This window comes from Nocardia sp. NPDC023852 (genome assembly GCF_040639505.1).
Classification (GTDB): Bacteria; Actinomycetota; Actinomycetes; order Mycobacteriales; family Mycobacteriaceae; genus Nocardia.
The window spans coordinates 84,379-99,742 of the sequence record NZ_JBFAAB010000001.1 but is presented as its reverse complement, the minus strand read 5'-3'; the positions used below and the strand labels follow the sequence as shown (position 1 = coordinate 99,742).

The following is a 15,364-nucleotide window of genomic DNA, read 5'->3' as shown; positions in this document are numbered from 1 at the left end:
CCGCGGCGCTCGCGCCAGGATGCCCTGGCTTGCCGTCGGATGGCCGAGAGGGTGTGGGGGTCACTACATGGCGCCGGACTGTTTGAGCTCCAGGTATTCGTCCGCCAGTGCCTCGGGCAGGCGCTCCGGAGGAGCGGCGACGACCGCGATCCCACGGCGGCGCAGGGATTCCTGGACCAAGGCGCGTTCGGCGAGCACGGATTCGGCGGTGGCCGCGGCGTAGAGGTCGGCAAGGGTGTCACGACGGGCGGCGGCCGCGGCGACATCCGGGTCGGTGACCGAGACGATGAGAACCCGATGACGCTGCGTGAGAACAGGCAAGACTGGAAGCAGGTTTTCCTCGACCGCTGCGCCGTCGAGAACGGTGAACCAGACGACCAGGCTGCGGCGGCGCGTCCGCTGGATCGCGGCGCGCACCAGCCCGGAACTGTCGGTGTCGACGAGGGCGGGGGTGATCCCCGCCATCGCGTGCATCAGCTTCAGCTGCAAGCCCTTTCCCCCGACACCGCGCACCTCGGCGCGCGGCTGCCGGTCGAAGGCGAGCAGGTCCACCGAGTCGCCCGCGGCGGCCGCGAGTCCGCCGAGCAGCAGAGCCGCCTCGATGCTGGCGTCCAGCCGGGTGCCTTCGCCGACTCGGCCCGCGCTGATCCGCCCGGTATCCAGCAGCATGAGCATGTGCCGGTTGCGTTCCGGGCGCCAGGTACGGACCAGCACATCGGTGGCGCGGGCGGTGGCCCGCCAGTCGATGGCGCGCACGTCGTCACCCGCCACGTACTCGCGGAACGAGTCGAACTCGGTGCCCTGCCCGCGCAGGTCGGCCACGTTGCGGCCTTCGAGATGCTGCAGTCGCTTGACTTTCGAACGAAGCAGCCGTTCACTGCGAAACGCGGGCAGCGCGCGTACTCGTGCGGGCACGCTGTGCCTGCTCTGCCTGCCCGCCAGCCCGAGCGGGCCGAGCAGCCGCACGGTGACCTGACCCGCGACCCGGTCGCCGCGGTAGGTCGGGCTGAGCGTGGTGCGGAACCGGACCTGGGTGCCCGGCGCAAGATACACCGGGTGCGTCCGGTTCCGGGCATGCACGCTGTCGGGCCAGTCGTCCCACAGTGTTCCGCGCAGCACCCGCGCGCCTGTGTTCACCGCGACAATTTCCACCTCGACGGAGCGTCCGAGCCGCACCACGGTCAGGGGTTCCCTGGCCAACGCGAGATCCCGCGCTCGGCCCACCGCGCCGAGATCGAGAAGCAGCGCCGCGGCCAGCGCGCAGGTCAGCACGACGACGGTCAGCCAGGACGGCAGCACAAGGGTGACGAAGAGGGCCGCGACTCCTGCCGCGGCGGCCAGCCGACCGGTGACGACCACAGCTACACCGGAACCGGAACCGACAGCAGTAGCGCCGCCATCACGCCCTCGGTGGTCACCCCATCCAGCTCCGCCTCCGGCCGCAGCTGCAGGCGGTGCCGGAGCACAGCGACCGCGACGGCTTTCACGTCGTCCGGCGTGACGAACCCGCGGCCGTTCAGCCAGGCGAATGCACGAGAGGCGGCCATCAGCGCGGTAGCGCCACGGGTCGAGGCACCGTGCTGCACGGCTGGGGAGGTGCGGGTGGCCCGGCACACGTCGACGGTGTACGCGAGGACCTCGGGGGTGATCGTCACGTGCGTGACGGAGGCGCGCGCTGCGGCGATGTGCGCCGGGCCCGCCACCGGACGTAACCCGGCGGCGACCAGATCGCGCGGATCGAAGCCCGCGGCATGCCGCTGCAGGATGCGGAATTCGTCGTCGCGGCTGGGCAGGTGGACGTCGACCTTGAACAGGAATCGATCCAGCTGCGCCTCCGGCAGCGGGTAGGTGCCCTCCTGCTCGATCGGATTCTGCGTGGCGACGACTACGAAAGGATCAGGCAGCGACCGGGGCTTCCCGTCCACCGAGACCTGCCGCTCCTCCATCGATTCCAGCAAAGCCGACTGAGTTTTCGGTGGCGTGCGGTTGATCTCGTCGGCAAGCAGCAGGTTGGTGAACACTGGACCGTGCCGAAAGGTGAATTCCGCCGAGTGCGGGTCGTAGATCTGCGAACCTGTGACGTCGCCGGGCATCAGGTCCGGGGTGAACTGGACGCGCGCGTGTTCCAGATCCAGCGCCGTGGCCAGCGCCCGCACCAGCAGCGTCTTGGCAACGCCGGGAACACCTTCGAGCAGGACGTGGCCGCGGCACAGCAGCGCGAGCACCAGGTACATGATCGCGTTGTCATTGCCGACCACCGCCTTACCGATCTCGGCGCGCAGGGCATGGAACGCGGCGCCCGCTTCCTCGGCCGTCCGGGTGTGGTTGGTCTCAGTGCTGGTCATCCGACCTCCAATGTTCTTCGGGTGTTCCCGCACCCCGTTGGTCGAATGAGCGTTGCGCGAGTGTGTCTCATCCGACCTCCGATTCGATCAGTTCGAGTTGGGCGGCGACTATCCGCAGGGTTCCCGTGTCGGGTACCGGGCCGAACAGCGTGGCGGCGATGCGGTTGGGGTCGGCCCCAGTGCGCGCGGCGATGCCGGCGACGATTCGGTCCGGTGGAGTGTCGGCGGTGACGCCGAGCGGTGTCCGGATGCGACGCAGGGTAGCCGCGCGCAGTTTCGCGGCGACGTGGTCGTGGTCCTTCGATCGCCGGTACAACGCGGCATGCCCGGCGAACAGCTCGTTTGCCGCGACCTCGACCGGGCGCGGCTCGCGTACCAGTGCGCCCCGTCGACGTGCCCGCCACCACACCACCGATGCGGCGGCGATGAGGAACTGCAAGCCGCCGAAGAAGACCGGTGCGGGCAGCCGCTCCCAGATCGGGTCGTCACCCGCGCCTGAGCCGGGGCCGCCGTACGAGCCATCCGGCGGAACGTCCGGCAGGTCGGGGGGAGCCTTCGGTGGTGGCGGGGCCGTCGGCGCCCCACAAGACTGCAGCGTGCCGTAGAGCAGCAGCAGTAATGCGGCCGTCGCGGCCAAGGCCGCCCAGAATCTGGGGTCACGCAAGAGACTCGGCAGCGGTGGCAGTCGGCGCCTGGTCCGGGGCGCATGCTTCATCGCGTCGATCTCGGGTGGTTCCGGTGTGGGCGGCGGCGCGGCTGCGGAGAACCGGTCAGCGTATTCGAGCCTGCGATATTCGTCTTCGGTCGCCCGGCGCCCGCCGTACACCACCTCGTCGAAACTATATGCGGCGGGGTGGAATTCGGTGGCGACCTCGAGTGGCAGCGCGGTTGTCACGTCGTCGGCGGTCTCCCGCGCCGTCCGCGAGCGCCGCACTTCCAGCAGGCCGCGCTGTTCGAGACCGCGCAACACCGCGCGGAAGCGTTCACGCAGCGCGCTGTCGAAATCGCGGCGCTGTGCCGCCGATTCGGCGGCGGCCCGATGGTCGGCGGCGGGGCCGAGTCGAGGGGTGTCGGGTGCCTCGTCATTCGTCGCGTCGGTGCCCTTGATCACCGCGACCTGCCGCTTCGCGTCCGCACCTTCGCTCATTGTGCCTCCATGCCGGGGATGCGGATGTCCAATCCCTCTCTGCGGCAGCGGCGATCGATGTAGCACACCACGCGCGAAGATGCCTCGACCACCTCGCCGAACGCGGTGAGCAGCAGCACGGCCCCGGTGCTCAGCACGATCACCGGCCACCGATGGGTGCCGGAGAAGTCCGCGAGAAACCATGGGATGCCCAGCAGCGGCACTGCGAGCAGCCCGAACAAGGCACGCTGGGTTGTCCACAGTCCCGCCGTCGGCCAATCCGCGCCCTCGACAAGCAGTCTCGAACGAGCGACGGCATCGCGGTGCGAGGTGCGCTCTACGAACAGCACCGGTACCGCGGCCCAGCGGCGGGCCCGCAGCCAGCCGAGCCAGACCAACGCCAGCGGCAGCGTCACGATCAGCATGCCGCACACCGCAATCACGCCGACTCCCACCAGCGTGAACAACAGCTGGAACTTCAGAAGCGATCCGAACGCTCCACAGAACCGGCCCAGTGCGGTGCGCCAGCCGATCGGCATCCCTGTCACGGTCGCCAGGCCGATCGCCACCGTCGCCCCGCGCAGCACGAACCGCAGCAGCCACGCACAGGCCGCCGTCGATAGGATCGCCGCCCACGCGGTACCCGCGTCCGAGCCGTCGGTCAGCGCGGAGCCACCCGCGGTCACCGCGACGACCACGGCCTCGGCGGCGAGCAGGCCTGCCACGCTCAACCCGGCCAGGGCGCGGATGTTCGCCTGGATCAGCGCGAACGGCACATCTAGCAGTTCGCGGAAGGTCAGCGGTCGGATCGGCACCGTCGCTTCAGAGGACCCTGGTACCGGATCTGCTTCCGCCCCGACGGCACCGGCCGGGTCGGCGGCTGGTCGCACGGGCCGAGTCTAACCGTCAGTGCTCGAGCAGGCGGTCCACAACGTGCCCGGTAGCCGGGCAGGGTCGATCGGCGGCAGGCCATCCGCAGCGCCGATCATGTCGATCCGCTCATCTTGGCGCCTTTCCGACTCGACTCCCCGGGCTCGCGTGCACCGTCGAGTCACGGTCTGCCGTGACTACCGTGGTGCCAGCGCCGAAACGGATCAGCGAGTGGGCGGGAGTTCGCGGCGGTTCACCTCGAGTTCGGCATCCCGCCGTCCGGTCAGCTCGTCGCTGCGGCGTGTGGGCAGGCCGTAGCCTGCGGCGCCGGTCGGCGGAAGGGAGTAGCGCGGAGCGTGCGGGGGGAAGTCGACGTCGACGACGGTGGAGGCGATGTGCTGGGCGTGCGCGACCTGGGGGGAGCCGGGCTGCGGTTGGTAGCCGATCGGAACTCCCACAGCCTGTGGGTGCGAGGTCTGGCCGTCGACGGTGACCTTGCGTGTGCGGCGCAGGGTGAAGGTGATCTCCTCGACCTCTTCGAACGCCTGGCGCGCGGTGCGCAGTGGGTGCGTCGCGGTGTCGATCGCAGTGGCGACGAACGACGGAACAAGCGGCCGGATGAAGCGCGCCGCGGTGTCGGTGAACGGCACGGTGCCGATCAGCGGGAGCTCGAGGCCGCCGCCGGTCCCAGGCACGGCGGGCACCACCGCCACGGTGGTAGGGGCCGGTAGGTTGGGCGTCGCGATTCGCTCTGCGGACACGGAGCGGTTTCGATCGTCAGCCGGTGCGGCTGGAAGTTCGGGGCGGTTCGGCGGTTCGGTGATACCGATCTCGATGCCGCCGAGAGCCGCGACGATGCGGGAGCGCTGCTGTTCCCGGTCGATGGGCGTGTCCGCCTCGACGGCGAGCCGGGCGGCGGTGAGTTGCTGTTCCACGCGTAGTGTCTCGGCCTCGGCGCGCACCTCTGCCTGTCTGACCCCGATGGCCGCGTCGGCGTCGCGTTCGGCGGGGTCGTGCACGGTCCGCGCCGCGTTGTGCCGGTCGAACGACGTCTCGCCGCGCCACCAGCGCAACACCAGCGGCAGCAGGGCAAGCATCACCAACGCCACGATGGTCAGAATGCGCAGCGGCAGTGCGTCGCGCACCGTGTAGTCGTTCATCGCCTGCCAGCGGGCGCCGAGGCCGCGGTCGGCGCCGTCGAAGGCGACGGCCCGTGCGCTGGCGACCGCGTTCGCGTCATCGGCGACCCGCCGGTCGACCGCGTCCAGCCGGCCCTGGGCCGCGGCGAGCTGCTTGCGGGCGTCGTCGAGCATGTCGTCGGCGGTCTGCGCCGCGGGGCCGCGGCCGGGGACGCCGGTGATTCTGGTCTGCGGGCACTCCGCCGTCGGATTGTACTCGCAGCGTGCGATCACCAGCGCGCGGTCGACATCGCCCTGCGTCTTCGTGATCGACTGGTCCAACGCGGTCCGGTCGGCCTTCGCCCGGTCCAGTTCGATCCGCGCGGCGATGACCAGCGGCGCCGAATCGACCGATCGCTGGGCCTTCTCGTCCAGCAGCCGGTCGACGGTTGCGCCGAAGAGTGCGACCGCGGCCACTTCAGCGATCAATCCGCCCGCTACCACCGTGATCGTGGTCCGCGCGATCAGCCCGAGCCGATCCGGTCCTCCGCTCGGTCGTGCGGTCGCGAGGGTCCGGGCGACCGCGCCCGCAAGCGCCGCGACCCCCAGGGCCACCGGGAGGACTGCCCACAGCGGCCAGGTTTCGGTCGAGGCGAGGGCGAGGGCGGTAACCGCACCGGACACCGCTGCGAAGCACAGGACCACAGCGCCGGTGACGGCGTAACCGGCGCGCTCGTGGCGGTCGGTGATTTCGCTGCTCAGACCCCCGCCGAGCCAGGTGAACAAGCCGGTGACGGTCATCGGAATGCACATCCTCTACGTCCCAGTCGCTTTCGCGGGCGCGGCGAAACTGTCACGGATTCGTTGTGACAGCGTGACAGCCCGAGGTCCGACATACTGAGAGGGGCGGACGGATGTGTCCAGGCTCACAGGTGGCTGCACGTCGCGGAGTGGGTGGGCGATTGCGCCTACTCTGGCGCGGTGATTCGTTTCCGCCCGAGCGATCCCAGGAGGGCCCGACATGCGCAGAGTCGTGCTGACGATCCTCTCGGCGGCGCTGCTCGTGTGGCCCGCTAGCGCTAGCGCGTCCCCAAGCGAAGAGTCGATGGACCGGTTGGTCGCGCTGGTGGTCGAGCGGCTGGACACTGCCGACGCGGTGGCCGCCGCGAAGTGGGCGGCGGCGAACGAACGTGGCATCGGGCCGACTATCGACGATCCGGCCCGCGAGGCCGAGGTCTACGACGCGATGGCCCGGCTCGGCAATAGCCGCGACTTGCCGCAGGACTGGGTGCGGCAGGTGTTCTCCGGGCAGATCGAAGCGAACAAGGTGGTGCAGCGTGGGCTTATGGTGCGGTGGCGCTTCGACCCCGCCACTGCGCCGAGTACACCCGACGAGCTCGTCTCCGTCCGCCCGATCATCGACCGGGTGAACATCGAGATTCTCGACCGGTTGGCCGCGCATCGGGCCGAGCTGACCGCGCCGGACTGCGCGGAACGGTTGGCGCGCAGCGTCTTCGGCGTGTTCGCCGCGGGCAGGAGCGACGCGCTGCACCAGGCCGCGCTGGCGCGGGCCGCGGCTTCGCTTTGCCCGGCCTAGGTTGTTTCCCCACCACGTGGCACGGGGGTCGATCAGTGCGTGATCGGATGTGACCGACTCCACTCCGAGCCATTTGCTAAAAGTGTGCTAAAAACCATAGGTAGCAAAAGAGGCCGAACGGTCGGATATTGGTTGCAGCATGTCACACCCTGTCGGAAATATCTCATCCACCCGATCGTCGAGTTAGTCGCCATCGGATGGTTTGCCGCGCCCCGGGTCGGGGAAACCTTTTTCGATGCAGGTGAGGGCGGGTTCCTGACCTTCTTGCTTGTTTTGGTCCGCTTTCGCGCGCCTGTATAGCGAGGCTGGCATCGAGTGCCACGGGATCGATCAAGCGGTACTCGCTGCTTTACACTGGACGACGCGCACACGTGGAGGACCGAATTGAAGAAGCCCAGCTAGACCGGGTTATTAGCCCAACCTAAGTTGGTTGGGCACCGGACCTGACTTATCGTTTGCTCTTACGCCGAACACAGAATGTCCGGCGACATCGCCCGCTCGGGCAAGCCCTAGCCGGTGCTCAGCGTAGCGGGCGAGACTTCGCGCGGAGGTAAGGATCTTGTTAGGGATCTGTAACCGACGAGCACCCACTACATCCCAGAAGCGGGTGGAACAACTGCAGACCTGACTGCACGCCGAAGACCATCAGCGCGGCTGGCTTCGGAACGTACGGGCGCAGTCTTGTACGGAGGCGTTCGACGAAAGGCCGTTTTTCTTCGAAGGCCGACTTTCTTGAAGGCAGAGGCATGACGCAACTTCCTGGCCACAGGTCCCCTGGACCCATCGGGCTCTACGACCCGGCGAACGAGCACGACGCCTGCGGCGTCGCATTCGTCGTCGACATGCACGGCCGACGCAGCCGCGACATCGTCGACAAGGCTATTACGGCATTGTTGAACTTAGAGCATCGTGGTGCCGCGGGCGCCGAACCCAACAGTGGTGACGGCGCGGGCATCCTGCTCCAGATTCCGGACCGCTTCTTCCGCGCCATCGTGGACTTCGAGTTGCCGCCGGAGGGCTCCTACGCCTCCGGCATCGCCTTCCTGCCGCAGGCGCGTCGCGAAGCCGCGCGTGCCGCCTACGGTGTCGAGAAGATCGTCAAGGAAGAGGGCCTCGTCGTTCTCGGCTGGCGTGAGGTGCCGATCGACGACTCCTCGCTCGGTGCACTGTCGCGGGACGCCATGCCGACCTTCCGTCAGATCTTCATCGCCTCGCCGACCACCGCTGCCGAGCGGTTGACGGGGATGGACCTGGAGCGTCGCGCCTACGTCGTGCGCAAGCGGGTCGAACACGAGCTGGGGTCGGCCGGTGCTGGTGAGGGCGCGGTCGGCAAGGAATCGGTCTACTTCCCGAGCCTGTCCGGGCAGACTTTCGTCTACAAGGGCATGTTCACCACTCCGCAGCTGCGCGCGTTCTACCTGGACCTGCAGGACTCCCGGGTGGAGAGCGCCCTCGGCATCGTGCACTCCCGGTTCTCCACCAACACCTTCCCCTCCTGGCCGCTCGCACACCCGTTCCGCAGGGTGGCGCACAACGGCGAGATCAACACGGTCACCGGCAACGAGAACTGGATGCGCGCTCGTGAAGCGCTGTTGCGCAGCGACGTCTTCGGGATCGATTCCGCGGGCAAGAACCGGCTGGAGAAGGTGTTCCCTGTCTGTACCCCGGGGGCAAGCGATACCGCCCGGTTCGACGAAGTGCTGGAACTGCTGCATCTCGGCGGCCGCGGCTTGCCCCATGCCGTGCTAATGATGATTCCCGAGGCATGGGAACGCAACGACACCATGGACCCGCAGCAGCGGGCCTTCTACGAGTACCACTCGATGCTGATGGAGCCATGGGATGGCCCCGCATCGGTGTGCTTCACCGACGGCACGGTCGTCGGCGCCGTGCTGGACCGCAACGGCCTTCGCCCGAGCCGCGTCTGGGTGACCGATGACGGTCTGGTCGTGATGGCCTCCGAGGTAGGCGTGCTCGACATCGACCCGTCGAAGGTGGTCCGGAAGGCTCGATTGCAGCCGGGCCGCATGTTTTTGGTCGATACCGCACAGGGCCGGATCGTCGGCGACGAGGAGATCAAGTCCCAGCTTGCCGGCGAGCACCCGTACCAGGAGTGGCTGGACGCGGGTGTATCCCGCCTCGCCGACCTGCCCGACCGCCCACATGTGCACATGTCGCACGACCGCGTGCTGATCCGCCAGCAGATCTTCGGATACACCACCGAGGAGCTGAATCTGCTGATCTCGCCGATGGCCAAGACCGGCCTCGAAGCGCTGGGCTCGATGGGCACCGACACCCCGATCGCGGTGCTCTCCGCCCGCCCACGTCTGCTGTTCGACTACTTCTCCCAGCTGTTCGCGCAGGTCACCAACCCGCCGTTGGACGCGATCCGGGAAGAGGTCGTCACCAGTCTGAATCGCAACATCGGCCCGGAGGCAGACCTGCTGCACCCGGGACCGGAATCCTGCAAGCAGATCGCCCTCGAGGGACCGATCCTGGACAACGACGAGCTGGCCAAGCTCGTGCACATCAACGACGACGGTTCGCACCCCGAGCTGCGCTCGGTGGTCGTACGCGGCCTGTACCCCGTGCAGAAGGGTGGCAAGGGCCTACGTAAGGCGCTCGAGGCGATCAACACCCAGGTGTCGGCCGCCATCGACGGCGGAGCGCGGATCATCGTGCTGTCCGACCGCGAGTCCAACGAGAAGCTGGCGCCGATCCCGTCGCTGCTGCTGACCTCCTCGGTGCACCACCACCTGGTACGCGAACGCACGCGGACGATGGTCGGCCTTGTCGTGGAGGCCGGCGATGCCCGCGAGGTCCACCACATGGCGACCCTGGTCGGTTTCGGCGCCGCTGCGATCAACCCGTACATGGCCTTCGAGACCATCGAGGACATGCTCGAACGCGGTGCACTGGAGTTGCCGGGCAGCACCGGCGACCTCGCCGCGGACTACCGCAAGGCGGTCGCGAACTACAACAAGGCCGCGGGCAAGGGCGTGCTGAAGGTGATGTCCAAGATGGGTATCTCCACCCTGGCCTCCTACAACGGCGCGCAGCTGTTCCAAGTGATCGGTCTGTCGCAGGAACTGGTGGACGAGTACTTCACCGGCCTGCGCTCGCACCTGAACGGCGTCGACCTGGATGACCTCGCGGCCGACGTCGCCGAGCGGCACCGGGTCGCGTTCCTGGAGAACCGCAACGAGCGTGCGCACCGCGAGCTGGAGGTCGGCGGTGAATACCAGTGGCGGCGCGAGGGCGAATACCACCTGTTCAACCCGGACACGGTGTTCAAGCTGCAGCACGCCACTCGCTCCGGCCAGTACTCGATCTTCAAGGATTACACCAAGCTGGTCGATGATCAGTCCGAGCGGCTGGCCTCGCTGCGCGGTCTGTTCAAGTTCAAGCAGCGGGCACGCAGCCCGATCCCGATCGATGAGGTCGAATCCGCCGCCGAAATCGTGAAGCGGTTCTCGACCGGTGCGATGAGCTACGGCTCCATCTCGGCCGAGGCGCACGAGACCTTGGCGATCGCGATGAACCGCTTGGGCGGACGATCGAATTCGGGTGAGGGCGGCGAGTCGCCGGCCCGCTACGAGCCGGAGGAGAACGGCGACTGGCGACGCAGCGCGATCAAGCAGGTGGCCTCCGGTCGCTTCGGCGTGACCGCGCATTACCTGACCAACTGCACCGACATCCAGATCAAGATGGCCCAGGGCGCGAAGCCCGGGGAGGGCGGACAGCTTCCGGCGCACAAGGTGTACCCGTGGGTCGCCGAGGTGCGGCACTCCACGCCGGGCGTCGGGCTGATCTCGCCGCCTCCGCACCACGACATCTACTCGATCGAGGATCTGGCGCAGCTGATCCACGACCTGAAGAACGCGAACCCGCAGGCGCGGATTCACGTGAAACTCGTCGCGGAGCCGGGTGTAGGCACCGTCGCCGCGGGCGTCTCCAAGGCGCATGCGGACGTCGTGCTGATCTCGGGCCACGACGGTGGCACCGGCGCGTCGCCGCTGACTTCGCTCAAGCACGCGGGCGGTCCCTGGGAACTCGGCCTGGCGGAGACCCAGCAGACGTTGCTGCTCAACGGACTTCGCGACCGGATCGTTGTGCAAGTCGACGGCCAGATGAAGACCGGCCGCGACGTGATGATCGCCGCGCTGCTCGGTGCCGAGGAGTACGGCTTCGCCACCGCGCCGCTGGTGGTTTCAGGTTGCATCATGATGCGCGTCTGCCACCTGGACACCTGCCCTGTCGGTGTCGCGACGCAGAACCCGGTGCTGCGGGAACGCTTCACCGGTAAGCCGGAATTCGTCGAGAACTTCTTCCTGTTCATCGCCGAAGAGGTCCGCGAATTGCTTGCGCAGCTGGGCTTCCGCACGCTGGCCGAGGCCATCGGCAGGGTCGACCTGCTCGACACCTCCAGGGCCAAGCAGCACTGGAAGGCCAGCAAGCTGGACCTGTCGCCGATCCTCGACGACGTCGAGACAGCGTTCATGTCCCAGGATCGCCGCTGCACCAAGTCGCAGGACCACGGGCTGGACAAGGCGCTGGACCAGCAGCTGATCTCGCAGAGCAGGGACGCGTTGGAGCGCGGCCGGGCGGTGAAGTTCGAGACCAAGATCACGAACGTGAACCGCACCGTCGGCACCATGCTCGGCCACGAGGTGACCAAACTGTACGGTGGTGCGGGCCTGCCCGACGACACCATCGACATCACTTTCACGGGGTCGGCTGGCAACAGCTTCGGCGCCTTCGTGCCCGCGGGTATCACGCTGCGAGTGCAAGGTGACGCGAACGACTATGTCGGCAAGGGGCTTTCCGGCGGCCACCTCGTGGTGCGCCCGTCGCTGAACGCGCCCGCGGAGTTCATCGCGGAGCAGAACATCATCGCGGGCAACGTGATCCTGTTCGGCGCCACCAGCGGCCAGGCGTTCATCAACGGTGTGGTCGGCGAGCGGTTCGCCGTGCGCAACTCCGGCGCTACCGCGGTGGTAGAGGGCGTCGGAGACCATGGTTGTGAATACATGACCGGAGGTCGGGTAGTCATCCTCGGTGCGACCGGCCGCAACTTCGGCGCCGGTATGTCCGGCGGTGTCGCGTTCGTCTTCGACCCGAACGGCACCTTCGAGGCGAAGCTCAACCCTGAGCAGGCCGACGCGGTCGAGCAGCTGTCCGGTGACGATTTCACCTGGCTGCACGACATCATCACCCAGCACCGTGATCAGACGGGTTCCGCCGCGGCCGACCGCCTTCTGAGCGATTGGTCACAGCAGGTGAACCATTTCGTCAAGGTCATGCCGCGCGAATACAAGAAAGTTTTGCTCGCCATCTCCGAAGCTGAGAAGAGCGGCAAGGACGTGGACGAGGCGATTATGGAGGCGGCCCGTGGCTGACGCGAGACGCGTTCGTGAGCTGAGTTCGATGTTGAGAGGCGAGAATACGGAGGCGGCCCGTGGTTGACGCGAGACGCGTTCGTGAGCTGAGTTCGATGTTGAGAGGCGAGAATACGGAGGCCGCTCGTGGCTGATCCCCAGGGATTTATGAAGCACACCTCTCGGGAGCTGCCCAAGCGGCGGCCGGTGCCGTTGCGCCTGCTGGACTGGAAAGAGGTCTACGAGGAGAACTTCTCCCACCAGACCCTGCAAACCCAGGCCAGCCGGTGCATGGACTGCGGTATCCCGTTCTGTCATAACGGTTGTCCGCTGGGGAACCTGATCCCCGAGTGGAACGATCTGGTCTACAAGGGCCGCTGGCGGGAGGGCATCGACCGGCTGCACGCGACGAACAACTTCCCGGAGTTCACCGGGCGGCTGTGCCCCGCGCCGTGCGAGGCATCCTGCGTGCTCGGCATCAACCAGGATCCGGTCACGATCAAGCAGGTCGAGGTCGAGATCATCGAGAACGCCTTCGATGAAGGCTGGGTGACCCCGGTCTATCCGACCCGCCTCACCGGCAAGAAGGTCGCCGTCGTCGGTTCCGGTCCGGCCGGTCTGGCCGCCGCGCAGCAGCTGACCCGGGCCGGGCACACCGTGACCGTTTTCGAGCGGGCGGACCGCATCGGTGGTCTCCTGCGCTACGGCATCCCGGAATTCAAGATGGAGAAGCGCTTCATCGACCGCCGTCTCGCTCAGATGGAGGCGGAGGGCACGATCTTCAAGACCGGCGTGAACGTCGGCGTCGACATCACCGCCGAGCAGCTGCGTGAGCGGTTCGATGCGATTGTGCTGGCCGGTGGTGCCACCCTGGCGCGTGATCTGCCGATCCCCGGTCGCGACCTGGACGGCATTCACCAGGCGATGGAGTTCCTGCCCTGGTCCAACCGGGTGCAGCTCGGCGACGATGTCACCGATGCCGATGGACTGCCGCCCATCCACGCGAAGGGTAAGAAGGTCGTCATCATCGGTGGTGGCGACACCGGTGCCGACTGCCTGGGCACCTCGCACCGGCAGGGCGCCGCGAGCGTGCACCAGTTCGAGATCATGCCGCGTCCGCCCGAGGAGCGCGCCGCCTCGACCCCATGGCCCACCTATCCGCTCATGTACCGGGTTTCGTCCGCGCACGAAGAGGGCGGCGAGCGGGTGTTCTCGGTGAACACGGAGCGTTTCGTCGGTGTGGACGGCAAGGTGACCGGTCTGGAGGCACACGAGGTCACGATGGTCAACGGCCGATTCGAGAAGGTCGAAGGCACCGACTTCACCCTCGAGGCCGATCTGGTCCTGCTCGCCATGGGCTTTGTCGGCCCCGAGAAGCCGGGCCTGCTCAACGATCTCGGCGTCGGCTACGACCAGCGCGGCAACGTCCAGCGCGACAAGAACTGGGCGACCAACATCCCAGGCGTTTTCGTCGCGGGCGACATCGGCCGCGGCCAGTCCCTCATCGTCTGGGCCATCGCGGAAGGCCGCGCCGCGGCCGCAGGCGTCGACCGGTTCTTGGAAGGCGAAACCGCCCTTCCGGCTCCGATTACCCCGACCATGGTCGCCCAGCGCTAGGTCCTCTCTTACCGGAGCGGCAACAAAGGCGCCTGTGGACAATTCGTCCATAGGCGCCTTTGTTCTCGGGCCACCAACGCGCTCGAAAGCTTCCGTCCGAAGATGCCCCCATGACGGAAAAACGCATCGTGTCAGAGTGTCCGAATGGCGTCGGGGCGGTTGTGGCTTTATTGTTATCTGCGGCGTGCCGTCGAGCTTGGGATGTGAGTCGAGTCGCGCACGTCATAACAGTTGGGTGACTTGTATTCACCCGGCGTGCACTGGAACGACACCCGTCGAGTTCAGCATGGAACGCGGCAACTCGGTGGGAAGGTCAACGAGGGCAAGGTTTGGACTGGAGCGGTATGCAGTTGAAAAAGGTCGTCGCGGTTCTGGGTGCGTCCGCGGCAGTGATGTCCGGGTTGGTTTTCGGCAGCGGTCCGGTGAACGCGGACCCGGGATGCCCGAGCCTGTACGTGGTGGCGATCCCGGGCACCTGGGAGACCGGGCGCGACAAGACGCCGCAGCCCGGCATGCTGGCCGGCGTCACCAGGGGTCTCCCGTCCTCCACAGATGTCGACTACGTGACTTACGCCGCGACCGCCTTCCCCTGGGAGGGCGAGGTTTACGGCAACTCGAAGAAGGAAGCGGTCGACAGCGCGCGCGGCCTGATCGCGGGCATGGCGCAGCGGTGCGGCGCGACGAAGATCGCGCTCGTCGGCTACAGCCAGGGCGCGGACGCCGCTGGTGATCTCGCGGCGGAGATCGGTACGGGTCTCAGCGTCGTGTCGCCGGACCGCGTCGCGGGCGTCGGCCTGATCTCCGACCCGCGTCGTTCGCCCACCGATATTCAGGTCGGCCCGGTCGCGCCCGGCGCGGGCGCGGGCGGCCCCCGGGTCGGCGGCTTCGGCTGGATCAGTGACCGCACGCGCACCATCTGTGCACTCGACGACCTCTACTGCGCGACCGCGAACGATGACTTCGTCACCCGGTTCGCCGGTTTCCTCGCCCAGGCGTCGGACGCCAACCCGGCCAACCTGTGGCGCTACCAGATCGAGGCGGGGAACATCATCGGCGACCTGATGGCCTTCGGCGGTGTCCCGGCCCTGCAGTCGCAGCTGACCGATTCGGCGAACGAGCAGCGGGCGAAGGATCTCGAGCGCTTCTACAAGTCGCATGCGCACACCCTCTACGGCAGCTACTCGGTGGGCGGCGGCCAGAGCGCTATCTCCTGGATGCACAACTGGATCGCGGGCATGGCCTGATCCACGAACGAAACCGGCGGCCCACCTCCGAACTCGGAGGTGGGCCGCCGGTTTCTCGGTGGGAGACGG

At 67.6% G+C, this 15,364-nt stretch carries 9 protein-coding genes; 4 read left to right on the top strand and 5 right to left on the bottom strand.

What is annotated here, in order from left to right:
• Positions 1-63 precede the first annotated feature (63 nt).
• The 5 genes from AB0H00_RS00440 to AB0H00_RS00420 all read right to left on the bottom strand — a co-directional run bounded on the left by AB0H00_RS00440 (position 64) and on the right by AB0H00_RS00420 (position 6,260).
• Positions 64-1,359 carry a DUF58 domain-containing protein gene (locus tag AB0H00_RS00440; protein ID WP_357258517.1) on the bottom strand — a complete coding sequence of 432 codons (1,296 nt, stop codon included), beginning with the start codon at positions 1,357-1,359 and terminating at the stop codon, positions 64-66.
• Between the two features lie 2 nt (positions 1,360-1,361).
• Entirely contained in the window at positions 1,362-2,345 is a 984-nt protein-coding gene (locus tag AB0H00_RS00435; protein ID WP_357258514.1) for a MoxR family ATPase, read from the bottom strand.
• Positions 2,346-2,412: 67 nt separating this feature from the next.
• Positions 2,413-3,492, bottom strand: a complete 1,080-nt coding sequence (locus AB0H00_RS00430) for a DUF4129 domain-containing protein (RefSeq protein WP_357258511.1) — start codon at positions 3,490-3,492, stop codon at positions 2,413-2,415.
• A complete protein-coding gene (locus tag AB0H00_RS00425) occupies positions 3,489-4,361 on the bottom strand; it encodes a hypothetical protein (protein WP_357258508.1) in 873 nt (290 codons plus the stop codon). Before AB0H00_RS00425 ends, AB0H00_RS00430 begins: the two co-directional genes overlap by 4 nt.
• Before the next feature lie 204 nt (positions 4,362-4,565).
• Positions 4,566-6,260 (bottom strand): DUF4407 domain-containing protein, encoded by a 1,695-nt coding sequence (locus tag AB0H00_RS00420; protein ID WP_357258505.1) that lies wholly within the window; start codon positions 6,258-6,260, stop codon positions 4,566-4,568.
• A gap of 220 nt (positions 6,261-6,480) precedes the next feature.
• On the opposite strand from AB0H00_RS00420, the gene aroQ reads away from it, so the two are divergent.
• The 4 genes from aroQ (at position 6,481) to AB0H00_RS00400 (ending at position 15,295) form a co-directional block, all read left to right on the top strand.
• Positions 6,481-7,056: a gamma subclass chorismate mutase AroQ gene (gene aroQ, locus AB0H00_RS00415; RefSeq protein ID WP_357258502.1), complete on the top strand. Its 576-nt coding sequence runs from the start codon at positions 6,481-6,483 to the stop codon at positions 7,054-7,056.
• 746 nt (positions 7,057-7,802) lie between these two features.
• Positions 7,803-12,455: a glutamate synthase large subunit gene (gene gltB, locus AB0H00_RS00410; protein WP_357258499.1), complete on the top strand. Its 4,653-nt coding sequence runs from the start codon at positions 7,803-7,805 to the stop codon at positions 12,453-12,455.
• Between the two features lie 126 nt (positions 12,456-12,581).
• On the top strand, positions 12,582-14,051 hold the full coding sequence (locus tag AB0H00_RS00405; protein ID WP_357258496.1) for a glutamate synthase subunit beta: 1,470 nt from the start codon (positions 12,582-12,584) through the stop codon (positions 14,049-14,051).
• A 344-nt stretch (positions 14,052-14,395) separates the two neighbouring features.
• Complete coding sequence (locus AB0H00_RS00400) at positions 14,396-15,295, top strand: cutinase family protein (protein ID WP_357258493.1); 900 nt, start codon at positions 14,396-14,398, stop codon at positions 15,293-15,295.
• The last annotated feature ends 69 nt before the right edge of the window (positions 15,296-15,364 follow it).